Origin of the sequence: Mariniflexile sp. (assembly GCF_041583155.1) — a bacterium.
Taxonomy (GTDB): domain Bacteria; phylum Bacteroidota; class Bacteroidia; order Flavobacteriales; family Flavobacteriaceae; genus Mariniflexile.
Genome location: NZ_JBFHGK010000012.1, coordinates 68,222 through 90,369, shown reverse-complemented (window position 1 = coordinate 90,369; position 22,148 = coordinate 68,222). Strand labels below are relative to the sequence as shown.

General features: G+C 32.7%; 16 protein-coding genes. 9 read left to right on the top strand and 7 right to left on the bottom strand.

Annotated elements, in window-relative coordinates:
- Positions 1–55: 55 nt before the first annotated feature.
- The 4 genes from ABYI63_RS06565 to ABYI63_RS06550 form a co-directional block, all read right to left on the bottom strand.
- Complete coding sequence (locus ABYI63_RS06565) at positions 56–859, bottom strand: TerC family protein (RefSeq protein ID WP_372754694.1); 804 nt, start codon at positions 857–859, stop codon at positions 56–58.
- A gap of 68 nt (positions 860–927) precedes the next feature.
- Entirely contained in the window at positions 928–2,187 is a 1,260-nt protein-coding gene (locus ABYI63_RS06560) for a carboxypeptidase-like regulatory domain-containing protein (RefSeq protein WP_372754692.1), read from the bottom strand.
- Positions 2,188–2,295: 108 nt separating this feature from the next.
- A complete protein-coding gene (locus ABYI63_RS06555; RefSeq protein WP_372754690.1) occupies positions 2,296–4,110 on the bottom strand; it encodes a cytochrome-c peroxidase in 1,815 nt (604 codons plus the stop codon).
- 7 nt (positions 4,111–4,117) lie between these two features.
- Complete coding sequence (locus ABYI63_RS06550; RefSeq protein ID WP_372754688.1) at positions 4,118–5,629, bottom strand: alkaline phosphatase PhoX; 1,512 nt, start codon at positions 5,627–5,629, stop codon at positions 4,118–4,120.
- Positions 5,630–5,942: 313 nt separating this feature from the next.
- Here ABYI63_RS06550 and bshC point away from each other — a divergent pair, with 313 nt between their 5' ends.
- The 5 genes from bshC (at position 5,943) to ABYI63_RS06525 (ending at position 12,885) form a co-directional block, all read left to right on the top strand.
- Complete coding sequence (gene bshC, locus ABYI63_RS06545; RefSeq protein WP_372754686.1) at positions 5,943–7,547, top strand: bacillithiol biosynthesis cysteine-adding enzyme BshC; 1,605 nt, start codon at positions 5,943–5,945, stop codon at positions 7,545–7,547.
- Positions 7,548–7,553: 6 nt separating this feature from the next.
- Positions 7,554–8,927 carry an aspartate aminotransferase family protein gene (locus tag ABYI63_RS06540; RefSeq protein ID WP_372754684.1) on the top strand — a complete coding sequence of 458 codons (1,374 nt, stop codon included), beginning with the start codon at positions 7,554–7,556 and terminating at the stop codon, positions 8,925–8,927.
- A gap of 60 nt (positions 8,928–8,987) precedes the next feature.
- Positions 8,988–10,523: a glutamine-hydrolyzing GMP synthase gene (guaA, locus tag ABYI63_RS06535; protein ID WP_372754682.1), complete on the top strand. Its 1,536-nt coding sequence runs from the start codon at positions 8,988–8,990 to the stop codon at positions 10,521–10,523.
- 223 nt (positions 10,524–10,746) lie between these two features.
- Complete coding sequence (locus tag ABYI63_RS06530) at positions 10,747–12,654, top strand: LysM peptidoglycan-binding domain-containing protein (RefSeq protein ID WP_372754680.1); 1,908 nt, start codon at positions 10,747–10,749, stop codon at positions 12,652–12,654.
- Entirely contained in the window at positions 12,655–12,885 is a 231-nt protein-coding gene (locus tag ABYI63_RS06525; RefSeq protein ID WP_372754678.1) for a DUF3820 family protein, read from the top strand. It abuts the gene before it with no gap.
- A gap of 71 nt (positions 12,886–12,956) precedes the next feature.
- Here ABYI63_RS06525 and ABYI63_RS06520 read toward each other — a convergent pair whose 3' ends face one another.
- Together ABYI63_RS06520 and ABYI63_RS06515 are read right to left on the bottom strand one after the other, a co-directional pair.
- On the bottom strand, positions 12,957–13,751 hold the full coding sequence (locus ABYI63_RS06520; protein WP_372754676.1) for a 4Fe-4S binding protein: 795 nt from the start codon (positions 13,749–13,751) through the stop codon (positions 12,957–12,959).
- A 207-nt stretch (positions 13,752–13,958) separates the two neighbouring features.
- Positions 13,959–14,990 (bottom strand): FRG domain-containing protein, encoded by a 1,032-nt coding sequence (locus ABYI63_RS06515; RefSeq protein WP_372754674.1) that lies wholly within the window; start codon positions 14,988–14,990, stop codon positions 13,959–13,961.
- Between the two features lie 224 nt (positions 14,991–15,214).
- Between ABYI63_RS06515 and ABYI63_RS06510 the strand changes: the two genes are divergently transcribed.
- From ABYI63_RS06510 to ABYI63_RS06500, 3 genes are all read left to right on the top strand, one after another.
- The gene (locus tag ABYI63_RS06510; protein WP_372754672.1) at positions 15,215–16,855 is read left to right on the top strand and encodes a CTP synthase; all 1,641 of its coding nucleotides are present in this window, start codon (positions 15,215–15,217) and stop codon (positions 16,853–16,855) included.
- A 78-nt stretch (positions 16,856–16,933) separates the two neighbouring features.
- Positions 16,934–18,826, top strand: coding sequence for a membrane protein insertase YidC (gene yidC, locus ABYI63_RS06505; RefSeq protein WP_372754670.1), 1,893 nt, complete (start codon positions 16,934–16,936; stop codon positions 18,824–18,826).
- 151 nt (positions 18,827–18,977) lie between these two features.
- Positions 18,978–19,682, top strand: a complete 705-nt coding sequence (locus ABYI63_RS06500) for a toxin-antitoxin system YwqK family antitoxin (RefSeq protein ID WP_372754668.1) — start codon at positions 18,978–18,980, stop codon at positions 19,680–19,682.
- 63 nt (positions 19,683–19,745) lie between these two features.
- Here the strand turns inward: ABYI63_RS06500 and ABYI63_RS06495 are convergent, their stop codons facing one another.
- Positions 19,746–20,729, bottom strand: a complete 984-nt coding sequence (locus ABYI63_RS06495; protein WP_372754666.1) for a fasciclin domain-containing protein — start codon at positions 20,727–20,729, stop codon at positions 19,746–19,748.
- A gap of 185 nt (positions 20,730–20,914) precedes the next feature.
- Between ABYI63_RS06495 and mnmA the strand changes: the two genes are divergently transcribed.
- Positions 20,915–22,102, top strand: a complete 1,188-nt coding sequence (gene mnmA / locus ABYI63_RS06490) for a tRNA 2-thiouridine(34) synthase MnmA (protein ID WP_372754664.1) — start codon at positions 20,915–20,917, stop codon at positions 22,100–22,102.
- Positions 22,103–22,148 lie beyond the last annotated feature (46 nt).

Sequence of the window (22,148 nt, the reverse complement as noted above, 5' to 3'; positions counted from 1 at the left end):
CAAAGGAAACAGAAATTACTAACTTGTAAAATTTTTATAAAAAGAAGCGTTAAAATTAACTTTTAACGCTTCTTTTTTTATTCTTCTGAACCCTAAAGTTTAAAAATTCCACAAATAGCGAAAACGCAATTGCAAAGTACAAATAGCCCTTTGGTATAGCTCCAACTTCATTGCCAAAAACACTGGTTTGTGATAAATGTGCCGATTCTGTAATTAGCATAAAGCCAATTAATATTAAGAAGGCTAAGCCAAGTAATTGCATACTGGGGTGTTCATTAATAAATCTTCTAATTGGATTTGCAAAACCTATCATTACCACTATGGAAATAACTACAGCAATAATCATTAACATTAAGTTATAATTGTGATTTGGGTGTAAACCGTTGGTCATACCGACAGCAGTTAATATAGAGTCTATTGAAAATATGAAATCAATAAGCATTATTTGCACAATGGCATGAGATAAACTTTTTATTTTTTTTGCTTTTACTACGTCTTCATCATGTGAAGGGGTTTCTACTTTTTCATGAATTTCCGAAGTGCTTTTATAAATTAAAAACAAGCCACCTCCAAATAAAATAATGGCTTGCCAGCTTATAGCAATATGTAACCAAGATAGCTGTAAAATGTAAAATGGCTCTTTTAAACCAATAAGAAAGGATACGAAAAACAAAAGAACAATACGCTGTACCATAGCCAATACTAAACCTATGGTTGTAGCTTTTGATTGCTGATGTTCTGGAAGTTTACTGGCAGCAATCGATATAAAAACAATATTATCGATACCTAAAATTATTTCTAAAAAGGTTAAAGTTAATAATGCCATTATAGCATCGGTGGTAAGCAGAAAATCTATCACAATAAAAAAATTTAATTGTAAAATTAATTAAAAATTAATTGCTCTTTAATTATTTTAAGGAAATAATTTTAGGTCCGTTTTAACTGCTTTTTAATTTTTTCAATAGCCGATTCTATCGATTTTTCTGGTTCTATTATGTTGTATTCACCCCAGAATGCCGGATCTTTAAAACCAGAGGTTTCATCTGCTAAAATAGTTGATGGTTTTAGTGTGTTCCCTTTGTTTCTAGTAAATTTTGCATCGTTAATACGCCAATCGGTTATAGCCATTTCACTATTTAAAGTGTAAATACTGTTAAATAACTTTCCTTTCCAGTTTACCTTGAAAGTTAGTAAAATGTTGCTGTAAGCATATTGCCATTTTCCATTTTGTATTCGGTAATTAACCCGATAAGTAGCCTCGGTAGGATATACATCTACTTGTCTAGGCTTTTTACGAATGTACATTTCGCTTGCAAGTTCCCTGTTTTCAACATTAAGGCTAAAAACTGCATTTGTAAGCGCTAAACTTTCTGAATCTATATAAAGTTTACCATAATACAAAGGTTCACTAATATTAGGACGTTGTTTGAAGTTAATGACGTAGGCTAATTTGTTATTCACTTTAGTGGTTTCACCAAAACTAAATTCATAGTAGGGTAAATTTTCTTTAGTAAAGATGTATTCTTGATACTTTATAATATCCATGTACAAATTACTAAAGGGACCACCTTGAAGCTTTAAAGCTAAGGTGTCTAACTTAGTATAATCGGTACTTTTTCTTGCCTTTATAAGCTCGATAGCATCATTTTTAAAACTACCGTTAGCTTGTTGATAGATTTGTATTACCGCCTCGGAAAGGGATGCATTTTTTCGTCTTTTTTTAATAGTTTCTCTATAAAACGCAGTTAAAAGTGCACTGTCGTTGTGGTATGCATTGTTTTTATTTTTTAAAGTTTCACGCAATAGGGTTTCAGCATTTTTAAATGTAGTAATTTCAATAGGATTTAATTCTGTTAAAGAAGGAGTTAAGGTAATTTTAGAATTTCGTGGTATTTCTGAAATTTTCAATTCTTTTTTTTGATAACCTAAATGCGAAAAAACTAAATCTTGAGACGCTAAGGAGTCAGGAACTTTTATAACAAACTCACCATCAGAGTTGGTTATGGTACTAATATTGGAATTTTTAATGACGACATCAGCAAAAATGAGCACGTCCTTGGAATTTTCATCTATAATTATTCCTTTAATTTCAATAAAATCAGCCGTTATTTGGGCAGTAAGCGTATGTATGCCATTAAAAAATAGTAGGCAAATAAACACGCAATGAAGAAAGCGTTTATTTTTCATGACTTAGTGATAACGTATCGTTTAGTTAGCCTTAAGTTACGAATAAAAAAACGCTTCATTCATAAAATTAACTTAAAAAATTAGCCTAGATCGCTGTTGTTTAAATATTTATAATATTTCTTTATTAGAAACATCATTGTCTGTAAGGGTTTTCATGAAATTGATAATGTCTGTTTGTTCCTGTGTTGTTAGATTTAAAGCATCAAAGGGTAGGGTTTGGTGTGTGATTTCAAATCCTAATCCGTTTCCACCACCTTTATTGTAAAAGTCTACTACTTCCTCTAAAGTTTGGTAAACACCATTATGCATATAAGGTGCAGTTTTTTCAATGTTTCTTACTGTTGTAGTTTTAAAAGCACCTTTGCGCTCTTCTGTATTGAAAAAGTAAAAACGACCTAAATCATCATCTAATTGTTTATTTGCCGCAGTTTCCGGTACGCCTATTATTTCTAATTCTGTATCATTAAAATTTGGTGGCACTGTTCCGTTAAATACCGGAGGGAAATGACATGTGGCACAAGCGGCTTTTCCCATAAAGAGATTAAATCCGCGAATTTCAGAATCGGTTAATGAATTTTCTTTGCCGTTAATGTTATTATCAAATTTCGAGTTAAACAGATTTAAGGTTCTTATATATGATGAAATAGCGTGCCTTACATTAAAATCGTCTCGTTTATTGTTGTATAATGCGTTTAAAGTTTGTTCATAATATTTGTCTTGTTTTATTCTTTTAACGATAGAATCCATTGGCAGATTAAATTCGTCATGGTTATTGGCAACGCCAACAATTTGACCTTCCAAACTCCCTGATCTTGCATCTAAAAAATATAATTGCTGATAAGCGGAGTAGGTTAGTGTAGGTGTGTTTCTTGTTTGTTTGTTGCTAAAGGTGGTTTTACCATCTGTAAAAGCCAATGAATTTATGTGGCAAGTAGCACATGCCATAGTATTGTTTTTTGATAGTCTGGTATCGTTAAATAACGCTTTTCCTAAAAGTTCTTTTTGTTTTAAAAATGTGGTATCACTTTTATAATCGGTAAAGTAGGATGTATTTAATGCTTTCGAATCGAAAAGTGAAGATATGGTATTAGAAAGTGCCATTTCAAAAGGAAATACTACATTCCAATCCTTTTGCACTTTAAGTAGAAGTTTTAATTGCGGATCGGTACTTGTCTTTATGAAGTTGTATCTATCAAAACTTTCAAAATCATCATTTAATTGTTGAATAGAAGATAAAATTAATCCTGATAAATCTTTGTGTAATTCTGTGGATTTAAATTTGCCTTTATAGATATCAAGTATTGTAATAAGTGTCTGATACGCATACTGACTTTCCAATAAAGACTGTGCTAAAACGGGAGAATCAAAGCCCGTAATGCCAGTGGTAGCAATCCTAACTATTTGATTTCTTAATAACCAAATAATATGATGATCTTTAAAATTAATATAAGTGTTTTCTTTAACTAATTTTAGTCTACTACTAGTTATAGAAATGGTGTTTTCTAATTCAGCAATGTAGTTTGGTCCCTCATGTAGTAATTCTTCAATGACTTGAAATCCAAAGGCTTTTTTTATTTTTATATCCGTAGCATCTTCTTCCTGAATCTGTAAAATATTAGGGGCATTTAAAGATTTGTAATTATTTTGATCAATAAATGCCAGAATAGGTTCTATAGTTTTAAAATGTTTTCTTGCTTTTTTATAGCATGCTATTTTATCTTCAGTATTATTTAATGATGACAAAGAGTCTAAAGTATTTATACAGTGATTTAATTCTGAAAGGTAGAATTTTTCTATTTGCTTATCTGTTGAAATAGCTTCAGTACTTTGTGTTTCTGTTTTGCAAGAAATGACTGATAAAAGCAAAAGACATATACAAAACGTATATGTCTTAGCTCTTATAATTAATAAGATGTTGTTCATTTTAATATTATCTGTCTAAACCAGTTATTACGTATAGCATAGAGCCTTCTTTTGTTGCATTATCTGCGGAATTTGCTTTAGGATCTGTGAAAGAAGAACCGTCTGCAGGTACCCAACCGTGGTTTTGTGTAATTAATAAAAATGTATTGTTACCATTGTTAACCACATCGGTAACGTCAATCATCCCTGTTATTTCCCACATATTCGATGTTGTTCCATAACCTAATGTGGCAGCTCTATCTTGGTCGCACTCTAATACAGTTTTTAATGCACCTGTGGTTAAATTGTATTGGTACACCTTAGCATATCCAGAAATTGCAGAATTTGTAGAAGCATATCCATTTGGATCTTCTTGGATATATGCATAGTTCTCAGTAACCAAAATATTATCAGGAGAGTGGAAACCATCAGCTTTTCCACCAACTTTATCACCATCCAATACACAAGTAATTTTAGCAGGTCCAGTAGGGTCAGTTTCGTTTAACACCACTTTATAAACTCTTCCTAAGGCGCTACCTTTGCCAATTAAACCACTGCTTATACGACCAGTAACACAGAAATAAATTTCTCTTTGGTTTGCTGCAGAACCGCGTCTCCAATCAATATCTTCTAATCTAGAGAAGCCCATAACGCCTTTTGATTTGGCTTCGGCATCTAGCAAATCGATTTGAGTTTCGTTTAGTTGAACAAATTCAGCGTCATATTCAGTGCCTTCAACCATGTCCATTTCAAAATCGATACCTAGAGATGATACTTTTAAACCGTAAAGTTTACCATCATCAAAATTACCACGGCTACCAACGTACATACCTAATTGTCCTGAAGGTACCGAGTTGTTTGATTCGTCATCACCAATAAATACAACCGTTTTGTTTGGATAGGCATCTTTACCAATAGGTACCGCGTTTTCGGTAGACCATTGTCCTAATTTAGGAAGTGTAATTGCAGAATCGGCATTGTCAGCAGATTTGTATGGGTTTGTAGCAAATACAGCTTTTGAAGAACCTCCCCATTCACCTCCAGAAAGGTATAATGGGCCAAAGCCATGTTCAGCAGGGGTAATTAAAGTTCCAGAACATTGCGCAGTAAAGGCAGTTGAAAAGGCATTAATAATATGCTCGCCATGTATAGGTTTTAAATCTTTATTCAATTTAATTCTAGCAATGGCATAATCTGCTTCAATATTATTTATTAAAGTAAATGTACCATCTTTTTCAGCTAATAAACCAGCACCATCTGCCATTGATCCGTATACAAAATCAGGAGTTCCTATTATTTGGTCCTCAGAAGATAATAAAGGTGTTACAACAATTGAAGAAAACTCAGGACTAACTTTTAATAAGTTGGGAGTTATCGAAGCGGTTAATGGAGGAAATTCGGCTGGAGTATAATCTTGTCCATCGGCTCCATCTTGTCCGTCAATACCATTAATACCATCTTCACCTTCACAGCTAATTAACACCACACTAGTGGAGGTAAACATAAAAAGAAATAAAAATAGTTTTAGAAATTTGTTCATAGTTTAATAATTTTTTGGTTGTTTTATTTGAAGCCAAAGTTATTATTACTGGTTAGTAAGTTTGTTAACTCAATACTGTGGTTAAATTAATTTAGGGTTATGGTAACGTAAAAAATGTTACTGTTGTGTTAATCAAAACAGGTATTTAGTTTTTAAATGTCATTTTAATATTAATCGATAATAAAAAAAGGATAAACCTTACAAAGGGTTTCTAATTGCTGGGTTTTATTGGGATGAATTAATTCTTAACTTATTTTTTAGATTTCAAAAATTAGAATAACTGTATCTTTACGGTTTAAATTTTATTCTAGATATGCCAGACGATTGTATTTCATTTAAAAAAACAGGATATTTTTCTTCACTTATTTGTGATTATTTAGATGAAAAACCAGAATTGAAACCCTTCTATAATCGATTTCCAAAACTTGAAAATTTTAAAGCACAAATTATAGAGAAGCAAGAATCATTTAAGGAGCAATCTAGAGTGGTTTTGGTTGAAAGTTTAGAGAAGCAATACCAAAACATTGAATCCTCAAAAGCTACTTTAGAAAATTTAAAAAGTTTAAAAGCAGAAAATACTTTTACTATTACTACGGGGCATCAACTAAACTTATTTACGGGTCCCTTATACTTTTTATATAAAATAGTCTCAACAATAAATCTTTCAAAAGAATTAAAACAAGCTTATCCCGAATATAATTTTGTGCCAATTTATTGGATGGCCACGGAAGATCATGATTTTGAAGAAATAAACTTTTTTAACTTTAAAGGCAAAAAAGTACATTGGAATAAAACTGCTAGTGGTGCTGTTGGAGAATTATCTACAGAAGGGTTAGAAGCTGTTTTTAAACTTTTCTCTCTAGAACTAGGAAGCACTAAGAATGCTGAATATATAAAATCACTTTTTGAAGAAGCCTATTTAAAGCATAGCAACTTAGCCGATGCAACCCGCTTTTTAGCAAATCAATTGTTTAAAGATTATGGATTAGTTATAATTGATGCGAATTGTGCAGAATTAAAAAAGTTGTTTATTCCGTTCATGGAAGCGGAAATTCTTAATCAAACAGCTTACAAAAACGTATCGGATACTAACGAACAAATCAATAATTTACCAAATCAGCCTTATGGTATACAGGTAAACCCTAGGGAAATCAATTTGTTTTATATCGATAAAGACTTAAGGGAACGCCTTATTTTTGAAGATGAAGTTTACAAAGTGAACAATACCAGTTTGGCTTGGACCAAGACCGATTTGTTAGAACATCTTAATAGTCATCCAGAACGGTTTTCACCGAATGTGATTATGCGCCCCTTATATCAGGAAGTTATTTTACCTAATTTATGTTATATTGGCGGTGGTGGCGAGTTGGCTTATTGGTTTGAATTGAAACAACTTTTCAATTCAGTAAATGTTCCGTTTCCTATATTATTGTTGCGTAACTCAGTTCTAATTCGAACAGAAAGTCAATTAAAAAAACTTCAAAATTTAAACATTTCTAATGAAGATATGTTTTTAAAGCGCAATAGTTTTATTAATAAAAAGGTGCGAGAAATATCAAACATTGATATTGATTTTTCAGAACAAATAAACGCATTAAAAGCTCAATTCACGGCCTTATATGAGCTTGCAGAACAAACTGATAAATCATTTCTAGGTGCTGTAAAAGCCCAAGAGGTAAAACAAATAAAAGGATTAGAAGCCTTAGAAAAACGATTGCTTAAAGCGCAAAAAAGAAAACTATCAGATCAGGTTGCTAGAATGATAGAACTTCAAAATGAATTATTTCCTAATGGAAGCCTACAAGAACGAAATACTAATTTTTCGGAATTTTATTTAGAGTACGGTCCACAATTAATTCCAAGCTTAATACAAAATTTAAATCCACTACAACAAGAATTTACACTACTAACCATATAATTAAAAATGCATAAAATCGATATTGAATTGGTAGAAATGACCTTAGATGTCATGAAATATACCATTGATAGAATTTCATCAACAACAAACAAAATAGGTAAACCACAAAAAGAAGAAGCTTTAAAAGCGATAGTTGGGGAAACCATAACTTCAAAAGGAATAGGAGGCGAGGTAGCTTTCAATTTATGGAAAAAACATTTAATGCACGCCAATGTGCCATTAGATCATCCTAGAAACTTAGCATTCGTGCCAGCATCACCAACCAGAGCAGCCATTATGTTCGATTTGGTAACTTCGGCGTCAAGTATTCATGGTGCTTATTGGATGGAAGGTGCTGGGGGCATTTTTTGTGAAAACGAAGCCATGCGTTGGATGGTGTCTCTAACGGGTTTACCAGAAGGTGCTTTTGGTGTGTTCACTAGTGGAGGCACGGCAGCAAATCTTTCGGCCATAGTTACGGCTAGAGAGTATTGGAGAAGTATTAATGATGAAAATAAGGGTAAGAAAGGACTTATAATAACATCTATAGGTGCACATTCGTCTATTAAAGCCATGGCAAAAGTGGCCGATATTGATGTATTGCTGGTAGATACGGAAGATAAACTGGAAGGTTCGGAATTACAAAAAACGATTGATAATTTAACGCCACTTCAGCGTGAACGCTTGTTTGCCGTTGTGGCAACAGGAGGTACTACTAATGCTGGAATTATTGACGATTTATCTGGTATTGGAACTATCTGTAAAACGGAAAACCTTTGGTTTCATATAGATGCCGCCTATGGAGGAGGTGCTTTGGTAGCCGATTCAGTAAGACATTTATTTAACGGTATTGAAACTGCAGATAGTATTACTATAGACCCTCATAAATGGATGTTTGCTCCCTATGATTGTGGTGCTGTTATCTATAAAAATCCTGAATTAGCAAAGCAAGCTCATTCGCAAGAAGGATCGTATTTAGATATTTTTAAAGATGAAGGTGCTGTTGGTTTTAACCCAAGTGATTACCAAATACAACTAACGCGTCGTGTACGCGGCTTACCTTTGTGGTTTTCATTAGCCATGCATGGTGTTGATAGGTATAAACAAGCTGTGGAGCGTGGACTTGAGTTAGCGCAAATAGCTGGAAAATTAATTGAAAAAATGCCTCATGTAGAGTTAGTTAGAGAGCCTAGTTTATCCTGTGTTTTATATAGAAGAATAGGATGGAAGCCTGAAGATTATACACATTGGACCTATGAAAACCATAAAAAAGGATTTGCTTTGGTAACACCTACCAAATGGAAAGTAGGTGCTGGTTTTGAAACGGTTTCTCGTTTTTGTTTTATTAATCCAGATACCACAGAAAATGACATTCAAATGATTTTAGATACCATGATTTAAAATTTCAAAAAAAATCATAAATCATAAATCGTAATTCTAAAAACCTTGCTATTTTTGCGCATGCAACATGATAAAGTACTTATTCTAGACTTCGGATCGCAATATACACAGCTTATTGCTCGTAGAGTTCGAGAACTCAACATTTACTCCGAAATACATCCATTTAACAAAATCCCAACCGATATTGAAAGTTATAAGGCAGTGATATTGTCTGGTAGCCCAAATTCTGTAAGAGGTGAGGATGCGTTACATCCAGATTTATCAAATATTAGATCTAAAAAACCACTTTTAGCAGTTTGTTATGGTGCGCAATATTTAGCTCATTTTTCTGGTGGTAATGTAGCGCCTTCTAATACTAGAGAATATGGTCGTGCTAATTTGTCTTTTATAAAAAGCAACGAACCATTTTTTGCACATATTCATACGGGTAGCCAAGTATGGATGAGTCATAGTGATACTATTAAAGAATTGCCTACAAATGGAGTTCTAATTGCGAGTACGCATGATGTAGAAAACGCAGCTTATAGAATTGATGGAGAGGAAACTTATGCCATTCAATTTCACCCAGAGGTATATCATTCAACAGATGGTAAACAATTATTACAAAATTTTTTGGTAAGCATTGCTGGTGTTCATCAAGATTGGACGCCCGATTCTTTTGTTGAAGAAACCGTAGCGGCTATTCAGGAAAAAGTAGGTAATGATAAAGTCGTATTAGGCTTATCTGGTGGAGTAGATTCTACTGTGGCCGCTGTACTTTTAAATAAAGCTATAGGCAAAAATTTATATTGTATTTTTGTTAATAACGGCTTGCTTCGTAAAAACGAATTTCAAAGTGTGTTAAGTCAGTACGAAGGTATGGGACTTAATGTAAAAGGTGTAGATGCTTCCGAAAGGTTTTTAGAAGCCTTAAAAGGATTGGAAGATCCGGAACTTAAACGAAAAGCGATTGGAAATTCTTTTATAGAGGTTTTTGATGATGAAGCTCATAAGCTTACCGATGTAAAATGGTTAGCACAAGGAACTATTTATCCAGATGTTATTGAAAGTGTTTCAGCAACAGGTGGTCCTTCTGCAACTATAAAAAGTCATCACAACGTAGGGGGCTTACCAGATTTTATGAAACTTAAAATAGTAGAACCTCTTCGCGCTATTTTTAAAGATGAGGTAAGACGTGTAGGTGCCACTTTAGGTATTGATCCTGAATTATTAGGGCGTCATCCATTCCCTGGTCCAGGGTTAGGTATTCGTATTTTAGGCGATATTACAGCCGAAAAAGTGCGCATTCTTCAAGAAGTGGATGCTATTTTTATCAATGGTTTGAAAGAATGGGGTTTATACGATAAAGTTTGGCAAGCAGGTGCCATGTTATTACCAGTTAATAGCGTTGGTGTAATGGGTGATGAGCGTACTTATGAAAAATGTGTTGCATTACGAGCAGTTGAAAGTACCGATGGTATGACGGCAGATTGGGTGAATTTGCCATACGAGTTCCTTCAAAAAACATCAAACGATATTATTAATAAAGTAAAAGGTGTGAATAGAGTTGTTTACGACATCAGCTCAAAACCACCTGCAACTATTGAATGGGAATAATTACCTGTTTTAAAGTAATATTCGAGGTGTTATAAGTTTTAAACCTCACATTTTAGAAGGTATATTTATAGTTTCAAGTCATCTTAATTATGCAATTTAAACGTATATAATTATGTTCATTTAAAATTAAGATGACTTTTAGTTTTTATTTTTGGCATGTTATGTGCATGTAAAAAATGAAACGGACTATTAACCCTAAATGCAATTAAAAAAATAGATTTACATGATTAAATTCTTTTCTGCAATATGTCTAGTATTAATGTTCAATGTTAATGCTTTAAAGGCGCAAAACTTTAGTACACATCAAGTTAAAAAAGGGGAGACCATTCATGGTATTTCTACACATTACGGCGTAACCATTTCTGATATTTACGATTTAAATCCGGATGCCAAAAAGGAATTAAAAGCCAATACCATTTTAATAATACCTATTTCTAAAGCAAAAAATACAGAGGTTACGTATATTAAGGAGTTAACGGGATTTAAAGAACATAAAACTAGTAGAAAAGAAACCATTTACAGTATTTCAAAAAAATATGATATTACTGAAGATGATTTAAAAAAGCATAACAGTTTTTTATATGCCAATACATTACAAAAGGGTGACAGACTTCAAATCCCTATTTTCAAAATAACTAAAAAAGAACCCGTAGCAACTACAAAAACCTATACAGTTCTTCCTAAAGAAGGCAAGTGGCGAATTGCTTATAAGTTTGGTATTACGGTTCCGGAGTTAGAAGCTCTAAATCCTGAGATGGGAGATTCGTTACAAGATGGTCAGCAAATAAAAGTTCCAAATATTACGGGTGAAGCTGTAAAACAATTTGATGAGAAATACAGCTACTATCACGTACTGCCTAAGGAAGGTTTTTACCGTTTAAAAGTTAAACTTGGTTTGGAGCAAGCCGAATTGGAAGCCTTGAATCCGGAACTAAAAGATTCTGGTTTAAAGGATGGGATGATTTTGAAAATTCCTTATTCTAATAAAATTTCAGAAGGTAGCAGCATTACGCTTAGTAAAACTAATTTAGGTGATCGCATTAAAAATTACGACACAAAACACATCGCTGTGATGTTACCGTTTCGATTAAATCGCATTAATTTTGATTCTATAGCGAATATAAAAGGCAGTATTAAAAAAGATCCGTATTTAGATGCGTCGTTGGATTTCTATACAGGGGTTTTAACAGCTATTGATTCTTTAAAATCTTTAGGACTATCACTTAAAGTGGATGTTTATGATACAAATTACCAGGTTAGTGAAGTGTCTAGAATAATTGAAAATTCAAATTTAAAAAATGTGGATGCCGTTATCGGACCTTTAACACCAGAAACGTTTGATAAAGTTGCCTTAGGATTGTTGCCTTATAATGTTCCTGTGGTTTCCCCTATAGGTACGAATGTGGCTCTACACAACAATGTTTTTCAGTCTAGACCTTCGGACGATTTACTTAAAGGTAAACTTATCAATTATGTGAAATCGGATAAGGAACCACATAACATTATTATAATTTCTGATGCTAAAAATGGCGCTATTGCAAGCGAATTGAAACAAATATTCCCTAATGCTAGATCCGTATTTTCGAGGAAGGGTAAAAATGGAGGCGATTTAAATTTTGTTTACAATGAAGATATTAAAGTAGCTTTAAAACCTGGAAAAAATATCGTGTTTTTAGAAACTCAAAGTGAAGGATTTGCATCTAACGTTACTAGTATTTTAGCAACTTTAAGTAATTCAGCAACTTTTGATATTATGTTGGTAACGACTAATTTTAATTCAGCTTTTGAAGGTGATCAAGTTTCAAACGAGCATTTATCAAAACTACAATTTCATTTTGCCTCAACAACCAAATCGTTTGATGATGTTAATGATCATATTTTTGTTAAGAACTATTCAAAAACATTTAATACCATACCAAGTAAACGTGCTGTAAAAGGATTTGATTTAACCATGGATGTGGTATTGCGTTTAGCAACTTCTAAAGATTTATTTTTATCAGTTAAAAATGCACCACTAACGGAGTATGTGGAAAATAAGTTTGCTTACAAAAAGAAACTCTCAGGTGGTTACTATAACGATGCTGTTTACATCGTAAAGTATAATGATTTAGCCATAGTTGAGGTAAATTAAGTGCTGCCAGACCAACAATTTTTAATAGATTTAGCACATACCAAAATGCCATTTGGTAAGTATAAAGATCGCTACCTTATAGATTTACCCGAGTATTACATTGTTTGGTATCACCAAAAAGGGTTTCCTAAGGGTAAGTTGGGCGACATGCTTAAACAGGTTTATGAACTTAAATTAAATGGTTTGGAAGAACTTATTCGTAATATCAGGAGACAATATCCAAAACAATAAAATAATCTTTTAGTAGAAATAGTGTTTGTTTACGGTATAGTTTTATGGGTTATGGCTGTTAACCTTTTCTATTAATTAAGAAAAAGCTCGGGTTCTCTTCGTAATAAAGTGCTGTTAAACGTGCGTTCACGTATTGTTTGAACAAAATCGCTTTCATTTGTCCGAGCATTGTTAGAACATTCTTTAACACAAGCAAAACATAAGATACAGGTAGTACTATCTGTTGTTATTTTGTCTTTTAATGCTATGGATCCTGTGGGACAAACAGAAATGCACATCTCACATTCTGTACATAAGTATTCATTGGTTATGGGTGTGCTTTCAGGAAGTGCTTGGCGCTCTTTATAAGGGTGATTTCCCGGTACAGTAACCGTTCTACCTTGAATTTTATTGTTTTTAATGTTAAACTGAAGTTGTCTACCAAAATTATAAGCGTTCTTTAAATCATGATAATCAGGGCGGTCTTTGGCAATAGGATATTCATCGTTCGAGAATGAATGTTCTCCAATAAATGCAGCGGCGGCAAAAGGTTTGAAACCTTGGTTAATAGCAATGTCTTTCAATTCGATAAGTGCATCGTCATAGCCTCTATTTCCATATAATACCACCAAAATTGCTGGTATACCATTGCCTTTCAATTGTTTTAAACGTTTTGCAGCTTCTGGAGAAACTCTGCCAGCATTAACGGGCACACCTATAATAACTAACTGATTGTTAAAATGATTGAAAAAATTTAATTCATCTAAATCAGTAGTTATATCAAAATGCACTGTGTTTTTTAAGTTAATTCCATCGGCTATTTTCTCAACAATTTTTTTTGTTGTTTTCGTAGCTGAAAAATATACTAAACTACAATTCTTTATCATATCAAAAAACGTTTATAAGTGAGTGTAGGTTTTTTTCTTCAAGATTTCAAAAAAAATAGGACATTTTTTGATTCTGAAAAAAAATCAAAGCAAATTACAAATACTTGTAAGTGTTTTACATGACAAAAGTCATTATTGCTGAAATAAATTGGTTTTTGGGTAGTAAGTTTGATGAGGTATATGGACTGATTTGTTTAATAGTTTTAGTTAGGAGTAGTTGCTTGATTTATTTTTTTTTCTTTCAACTTCTTTTTTTACTCCATCTAAATCTGGTTGAATTGTGATCCAGTTAATATTTAATATGTCTAGTCTTTTAAAAACTTGCCAAGCTACTTTATGGGATAAGGTAAATAAACATGGTTTTCCAATTTTTTCATTTATCAACCTTTCGTTATCAGGGCTCTTCTTATTATCAAATATGTATTCATCTAATGATTTTATTTTTCCTTCTTTATTAAAAAGGTTTTCGTCAATTGAACGGCCTTTAAAATAATTCACAAATAATCCTTGTTGTGCGGTCATATTGTTATTCTGGAATCCTTCAAGAAATATTCGTTCTAAATAGAAGTCTTCTTGACATAATTCAATCAACCTTTCTGGAATTGCCCAGATTCCAATTTTAGAATTATCTTCCCTTTTAGTATCCTTTATTTTTTCAATAGCAAAAAAAATTGCCTTATTTGGGTTAAAAGTAAAATCTAATAATCTAGTACGAACACCATAATGTTGTGCTAAAGCTAATTCTTTAAGTTGTTCTGGTTTTGGAAAATATTCTATTAAATTAAATGCTTTATGTATATCGTCAATTAAATTTGAATTAATTAACTTAAATGAATCATTTTCAATTTTATATCCCAAACTATTTAAACCTTTAATAAAATTTATAAAATCAGTTAATTCCGGTAAGAAATGACCATTTCCAGATTTTAGTACATTTAAACTATTGGTTTCTCTATCAGAATTTAAATCTCTGAATGAAGTAGGAATTAATTTCCAGTTAGAGTATTGATGTCCTCTAAATATATATTTTACTTCATTATTCGTATTGCTAGAATTGTATAATTCCGAAAAAGGATCATTGAAACACTCAAAAAATGCATCGCAATTTTCATCAAAATTATATATCCAATGAGTTGATTTGTCTATTGGCTTAACACCTCTGATTATTTTTCCAAGTGGATTAATTTCAGGTTCGAACCGAATTCTTAATTCTATAGGTAAGTTCGCAAACGGATCCATTTTTTTAAATTAAAATCAATAAAAAGATAAAGTTCTGATTAGATGAACTCCATCCGTTACCAATCTAATTACGACATTTTTTTCATAATAGTCAAATTTTTATATAAGAATAAATTAATTTTTCCTACTAAAAAACTTGTTGAAAAGTCAAATTAAATAACTAAAAACTTATTCGGTAATAACTATTTAAATTTTGTAAATTTGCCTGCGTTTATAAGCGCAACATGACAACTACAGCAAAATACATTTTTGTAACCGGCGGGGTTACATCGTCCTTAGGAAAAGGCATTATAGCAGCATCGCTCGCTAAATTATTACAAGCACAAGGTTACAGAGTAACCATTCAAAAATTAGATCCATATATTAACGTAGATCCAGGTACATTAAATCCATACGAACATGGTGAATGTTATGTAACGGAAGATGGCGCTGAAACCGATTTAGATCTTGGTCATTACGAACGTTTCTTAAACGTTCCTACTAGTCAGGCTAATAATGTAACGACAGGTCGTATCTACCAAAGTGTGATACAAAAAGAACGTAGAGGAGAGTTTTTGGGAAAAACAGTACAGGTTGTACCTCATATTACGGATGAGATTAAAGAGCGTATTCAGATTTTAGGAAAATCGGGTGATTATGATATCATCATTACTGAAATTGGAGGCACCGTTGGTGATATTGAATCGTTGCCTTATGTGGAAGCCGTACGTCAATTACGTTGGGATTTGGGTGAAAATAATGGTATTGTTATTCATTTAACTCTAGTACCATATTTAGCTGCTGCCGGAGAACTAAAGACAAAACCAACACAACACAGTGTTAAAACTTTAATGGAAAGTGGAGTACAAGCCGATATTTTGGTTTGTAGAACTGAGCACGATTTACCAAAAGATTTACGTAAAAAATTAGCCTTGTTTTGTAATGTAAGAGAGGAAGCTGTTATTCAATCTATTGATGCTTCAACCATTTACGATGTGCCAAACTTAATGCTAGAAGAAGGTTTGGATAAGGTGGTTCTTAAAAAATTAGGGTTGGAAAGTTCTGTTCCTGATATCGCAAAATGGAATCAGTTTTTAACCCGTCATAAAAACCCAAAAAGTGAAATTACCATAGGGTTAATAGGTAAATATGTGGAGTTACAAGATTCATACAAATCCATTTTAGAAGCCTTTATTCATGCAGGTGCAGAAAATGAGGTGAAAGTAAACATTGAATCTGTTCATTCTGAATACTTAAACGAAGATAACATTGCTTTAAAATTAGGTCATTTAGACGGTGTTTTAGTAGCACCAGGTTTTGGTGAGCGTGGTATTGAAGGAAAAATTGATGCGGTTAGATATGTACGCGAAAATAATGTGCCATTTTTTGGGATCTGTTTAGGTATGCAAATGGCAGTTATCGAATTTTCTAGAAATGTTTTAGGTTTAAAGGATGCCGATTCCACCGAAATGAGTCCTGAAACTAAAAACCCGGTAATTAGTTTAATGGAAGACCAAAAAACCATTACCGAAAAAGGTGGAACCATGCGTTTAGGTGCTTGGGATTGCGATTTAAAATTAGGTAGTTTGGTGCGTGATATTTACAAATCGGAAAATATTAAAGAACGTCACAGACATCGTTACGAATTTAATAGCAAATACAAAGAGCAAATGGAAGCTGCCGGTATGATTGCCACTGGTTTAAACCCAGATACGGGATTGGTTGAAATAGTTGAAGTACCAACACATCCGTGGTTTATAGGTGTACAATATCACCCAGAATATAAAAGTACGGTTGCTAACCCACATCCATTATTTGTGGCGTTTGTAAAAGCTGCCTTAAATTATAAAAAAAAGAAATCAAGTGCCAGAATGGCACAAAATTAATATTGGTTAACTTATTGCTATAGGGGTTGTACGTTTTATTTATAACCTCAATCTTTTTACTAGATACATAAAGAATACATGGAAGAAAAAAAATTAGACATTAATTCGGTAATAGGTTTTGTCCTTATTTTCGGAATATTAATGTACATGCTTTGGCAAAATCAACCAACGCCAGAAGAACTTGAAGCTCAAGAGAAAGCGAAACAAGAACAGGTTGAAAAAGAAAATAAAGCCAAGGAACAAGAACAAACTAAGGTGGTTAGTGCCGAAGATTTTACAGTTAATGGCACTACCGACTCTCTTAAATTAGAAAATTTAAAAAACAAATTAGGGGCTTTTGCTTATTCTGCTGCCAATGCTTCAACAGAGCAAACGGTTGTGGAAAGTGATTTATTAGCCTTAACTTTCGATAATCGAGGTGGGTATCTTTCTGAAGTTAAACTAAAAAAGCATACAGATTTTAAAGACAACCCAATTTATATTATAAAAGATAACAATGCTTCGTTCAACATTAATTTTGGGACTACTGATAGCCGAATTTTAAACACCAAAGATTTATATTTTCAGCCAACAGTAACTAAAAACGGAAATATTACCGTAGTTTCTATGAAGCTAAAAGTATCTGAAAGTAAATTTTTAGAATACCGTTACGAATTGAAAGATGGCGATTATATGCTGGATTTCACCATTCGTTCCCAAGGTTTAAGTGATGTGTTTAATAGTTCACAACCTATTAATTTAGATTGGAAATTAAAGACCTATCGTCATGCAAAAAGTATCTCTTATGAGAACAGATATACTGAAGTTGTTTTTGAATATGAAGATGGTAAGGATGATTATTTAGGACAAAGTGAGTTGTCGGACGATACTGCGGAAGATGTAACTTATGTGGCCTTCAAACAACACTTTTTCTCCTCTATCTTATTAACCGATACGCCTTTTAAAACTGCTGTTTTAGAGTCTAGAAACTTGGTTCAAAATGAGGATATTGATACGGTTTTTACCAAATCATTTGTAGCTAAATTACCTTTAGAATTGGCTGGAGGTGAAATCAACAAATCCATGAATTGGTATTATGGACCAAGTGATTTCAAAATATTAAATAAGTACGATCGTAATTTAGATGAAATTGTACCATTAGGTTGGGGTATTTTTGGTTGGATAAACAAGTATCTATTCATTCCGTTATTTGCATTGCTAGGTGATTTTATGCCTTACGGAATTGCTATTATTGTAATGACTATATTGATTAAGTTGTTATTATCATTTGTTCAGTACAAGCAGTTTTTATCGCAAGCTAAAATGAAAATTCTTAGACCTGAACTAGAGGCGATTCGTGCTAAACATAAAGACAATAAAATGAAAGCCCAACAAGAAACGTTGGCTTTACAAACAAAAGCAGGTGCAAGTCCTATGGCTGGTTGTATTCCTGCATTGGTACAATTGCCTGTGTTTTATGCATTATTCCAATTCTTCCCATCGGCTTTTGATTTACGCCAAAAAAGCTTCTTATGGGTTGAAGATTTATCATCATACGACACCATTGCAGAGTTGCCATTTAAAATCCCTTTTTATGGAGACCATGTAAGTTTGTTTCCTATTTTGGCTTCGGTAGCAATTTTCTTCTATATGCGTTTAACAACTGGAGATCAAATGGCATCACAACCAACGCAAGAGGGTATGCCAGATATGGCTAAAATGATGAAATATATGATGTATTTTTCACCAATAATGATGTTGTTCTTCTTTAATAACTATGCATCAGGATTGAGTTTATATTACTTCATTTCAAACGTAATTAGTATTGGAATTATCTTAGTTATCAAGAATTATATTTTAGATGAAGATAAAATTCATGCTCAAATTCAAGAGAATAAGAAAAAGCCTAAGAAAGAAAGCCGTTTTCAAGCTAAAATGAAGGAAATGATGGAACAGGCTGAAAAACAAAAAGCACAACAAAAACGCAAATAAACAATCTCAGTTGGTTATATAAGCCAATAAGGATTCAGTAAATCAAAGCTGTCAATTATTTTTGGCAGCTTTTTTGTTATACAATTTCCAATTAACTTTATCGTTTCAAAAAGTGAATTTCTGCAAAAAGCAAAAAAAAATAAAATTAAAAATGAAGACTCTAAAAATATTCTTAATTGCATTGTTTCATGTTGGTTTATTGTTTGCACAAGATGTAAACCAAGTAGACACAGAAGGTAAAAACCATGGTGTTTGGAAGAAAAATTTTGAAAAGACTAATGTCCTACGTTATGAAGGTACTTTTTTTCATGGTAAAGAGGTTGGGACCTTTAAATTTTATAAAAACATAAAAAATAAACCGGTTTTATCAGCTACTAAAGATTTTAATAATGATAATGATAAAGCCTACGTTAAGTTTTTTGCGTCAACAGGAAAACTAATTAGTGAAGGTGAAATGGATGGTAAAACCTATGTAGGGGAATGGAAATACTATCAAAAAACGAACGATAAACTTTTAACTCTGGAGCGTTATGACAACGCTGGTAATTTAATAGGTGAACGTTTGGTGTATTACCCTAACGGACAAATAGCCGAAGTGCAACATTATAAAACTGGTAAACTTGATGGTTTTTCTAAAGTGTATTCTGATAAAAATGTGTTGTTAAGTGAAGTGCATTATTTAAACGGAGAATTACACGGCTACTCCAAATACTATACCTCTAAAGGAGAATTGGTAACGGAAGGTAATTATAAAAATGGTAAAAAGGAAGGTGTCTGGAAGTATTATGAAAATGGAAAGCTAATAGAGGAAAAAGATTTTAATGCACCTCCCGTTAATACAAAAAAAACTCCTTAATATCTTAAAGAGTTTTTCTTCATAAGTAATTTTAAATGGTTGCTATTAATTAATTAAAACATATTATAAGGCAGGAATTGCAACTTTATTAATTACGTGTATTACACCATTACCAGCTTGAACATCTACTTTTATAATACCAATATCAGAACTACCTGAACCATCTGTCATATTTGCAATATTACCATTGGTTCCCGGTAAGGTTATTATTAAATTTTCTCCTTGTAGAGTAGTCGCAGTGGTATTTCCGTTTGGTGTTAATGCTGATGATGTGATATTTCCTGAAACTACATGATGTAATAATACTTGGGTTAATACCGATTCACCTGGCACTGCTTCTAAATTTTCAAAAGCTGTATTGGTTGGTGCAAAAACTGTAAAAGGAGGATTTAAACCATCACTACTATTAGTATTTGTTCTTGCTAAAATGGTAGCAAATGGAGTTTCTGGAGTAAGTGTTGTTAAAGCTGTTACTAAAGTAGAGAAAGTTGGATCTGCTGTGGCAAATGTTACTACTGTTGGTATTCCTATTACCGCATCAACTACGTGAATCACGCCATTGGTGGCCATAACATTATTAGTTGTTGTAACTTTTGATACACCGTTTAAAGTAATTCCGTTGCTGGTGTTAATGTATATACTTAATTTAGAATCGGTGCTTCCGTAGGTTGCCAAAGTATTTTCATAACCAGTTATTATGCTTTCTGCAGGCAATTCTTTTGCTATTACATGATTTAATAGCACTTGAGTTAATACGTCTACCGGAACATCATCTAATGAATCAAAATTATTAACTTCTAAAAAGGTTTCAAAAGCTGTATTTGTTGGTGCAAATACGGTGTAGTTTCCCGGGTTATTCATTACATCCACCAAACCTGCTTTAGATAAGGCAGCCACTAAATTTTCTAAACCAGGTGTTGCTATGGCAATTTCTGCTATTGTTTCAGGTGTTTTTACCATATCATCATCATCATCATCACATGATAGGGTGAAAATTGACATAAAGACGATTAGTCCAATTTTGGCAATTACATTCAATTTTTTCATAGTTTCTTGATTTTTAAGTATTATTGTTTAACAAAAATATAAAAACATTAAACATAAATTAGGTTTATTTGTTTAAAATTTTGTTAAAAAAATTAAACAAATAATTTTATGTATTCAGAAACCTATTGGTTCTATAACTTTTCATTCTATATAAATTTATATCTTTGCAGAATAAAAAATTAGTGATGAAACGAGTTATAATAGGACTTTCGGGAGGTGTAGATTCTAGTGTTGCAGCTTATATTTTGAAGGAGCAGGGGTATGAGGTTATCGGCTTGTTTATGAAAAACTGGCATGATGATTCGGTCACCATTTCAAACGAATGTCCGTGGTTGGAGGATAGTAATGATGCCATGTTGGTTGCTGAAAAGCTTGGTATTCCATTTCAAACGGTTGATTTAAGTGAACAATATAAAGAACGGATTGTAGATTATATGTTTCATGAATATGAAAAAGGAAGGACACCAAACCCCGATGTGCTTTGTAACCGGGAAATTAAGTTTGATGTTTTTATGAATATTGCCATGGAACTCGGTGCCGATTATGTAGCTACAGGACATTATTGCAGAAAAGGAACCATAGAAAAGGACAATAAAGAAATATACCAGTTATTGGCGGGTGTAGATGATAATAAAGATCAATCTTATTTTTTATGTCAGTTATCGCAAGAGCAATTAGCAAAATCGTTGTTCCCCATTGGTGAACTAACCAAGCCAGAGGTTAGAGAAATTGCCATGAAATTAGATTTGGTAACGGCAGAAAAGAAAGACTCGCAAGGCTTATGTTTTATTGGCAAAGTTAAGTTGCCCGATTTTCTTCAGCAACAGTTAAAACCTAAAGAAGGCGTTATTGTAGAAATTCCTAAAGAGCAAGCTATATTTAGTGAAGTTATTCCAGAATTTCATTCACAAGAAGAGAAACTACAGTATTTATCCCGTAAAATTGATTATAAAGTAGACCTTGGAAAAGTAGTAGGTAAGCATCAGGGCGCCCATTATTTCACTAAGGGTCAGCGTAAAGGTTTAGCTGTAGGGGGAACCTTGGAACCTTTATTTGTGATTGATACGAATGTTGAAGATAATATTATCTATACAGGTCAGGGAAAAGAACATCCTGGATTACTGAAAAAAGCTTTATTTATATCCAATGAAGAATTGCATTGGATTCGTGAAGATTTAGCACTTAAGGTAGATGGCACGATGCATGTTTTGGCAAGAATACGTTACCGCCAACCATTACAAAAAGCCATTTTGCATAAGGTAGATTCTGGTATGTATGTTGAATTTGAAGATTTTCAGTCAGCCATAACAGAAGGACAATTTGTAGCTTGGTATTTAGAAGATGAGTTAGTCGGTTCGGGAGTAATTTCATAACTTGCAATAACTTTAATTTTTTTTTTACTGTGAAAAAGTGGCTGTT

Coding starts and splice junctions, on each gene's coding strand:
- ABYI63_RS06560 (WP_372754692.1), bottom strand. CDS start 2,187: ATGAAAAATAAACGCTTTCTTCATTGCGTGTTTATTTGCCTACTATTT.
- ABYI63_RS06555 (WP_372754690.1), bottom strand. CDS start 4,110: ATGAACAACATCTTATTAATTATAAGAGCTAAGACATATACGTTTTGT.
- ABYI63_RS06550 (WP_372754688.1), bottom strand. CDS start 5,629: ATGAACAAATTTCTAAAACTATTTTTATTTCTTTTTATGTTTACCTCC.
- bshC (WP_372754686.1), top strand. CDS start 5,943: ATGCCAGACGATTGTATTTCATTTAAAAAAACAGGATATTTTTCTTCA.
- ABYI63_RS06540 (WP_372754684.1), top strand. CDS start 7,554: ATGCATAAAATCGATATTGAATTGGTAGAAATGACCTTAGATGTCATG.
- guaA (WP_372754682.1), top strand. CDS start 8,988: ATGCAACATGATAAAGTACTTATTCTAGACTTCGGATCGCAATATACA.
- ABYI63_RS06530 (WP_372754680.1), top strand. CDS start 10,747: ATGATTAAATTCTTTTCTGCAATATGTCTAGTATTAATGTTCAATGTT.
- ABYI63_RS06520 (WP_372754676.1), bottom strand. CDS start 13,751: ATGATAAAGAATTGTAGTTTAGTATATTTTTCAGCTACGAAAACAACA.
- ABYI63_RS06515 (WP_372754674.1), bottom strand. CDS start 14,990: ATGGATCCGTTTGCGAACTTACCTATAGAATTAAGAATTCGGTTCGAA.
- ABYI63_RS06510 (WP_372754672.1), top strand. CDS start 15,215: ATGACAACTACAGCAAAATACATTTTTGTAACCGGCGGGGTTACATCG.
- yidC (WP_372754670.1), top strand. CDS start 16,934: ATGGAAGAAAAAAAATTAGACATTAATTCGGTAATAGGTTTTGTCCTT.
- ABYI63_RS06500 (WP_372754668.1), top strand. CDS start 18,978: ATGAAGACTCTAAAAATATTCTTAATTGCATTGTTTCATGTTGGTTTA.
- ABYI63_RS06495 (WP_372754666.1), bottom strand. CDS start 20,729: ATGAAAAAATTGAATGTAATTGCCAAAATTGGACTAATCGTCTTTATG.
- mnmA (WP_372754664.1), top strand. CDS start 20,915: ATGAAACGAGTTATAATAGGACTTTCGGGAGGTGTAGATTCTAGTGTT.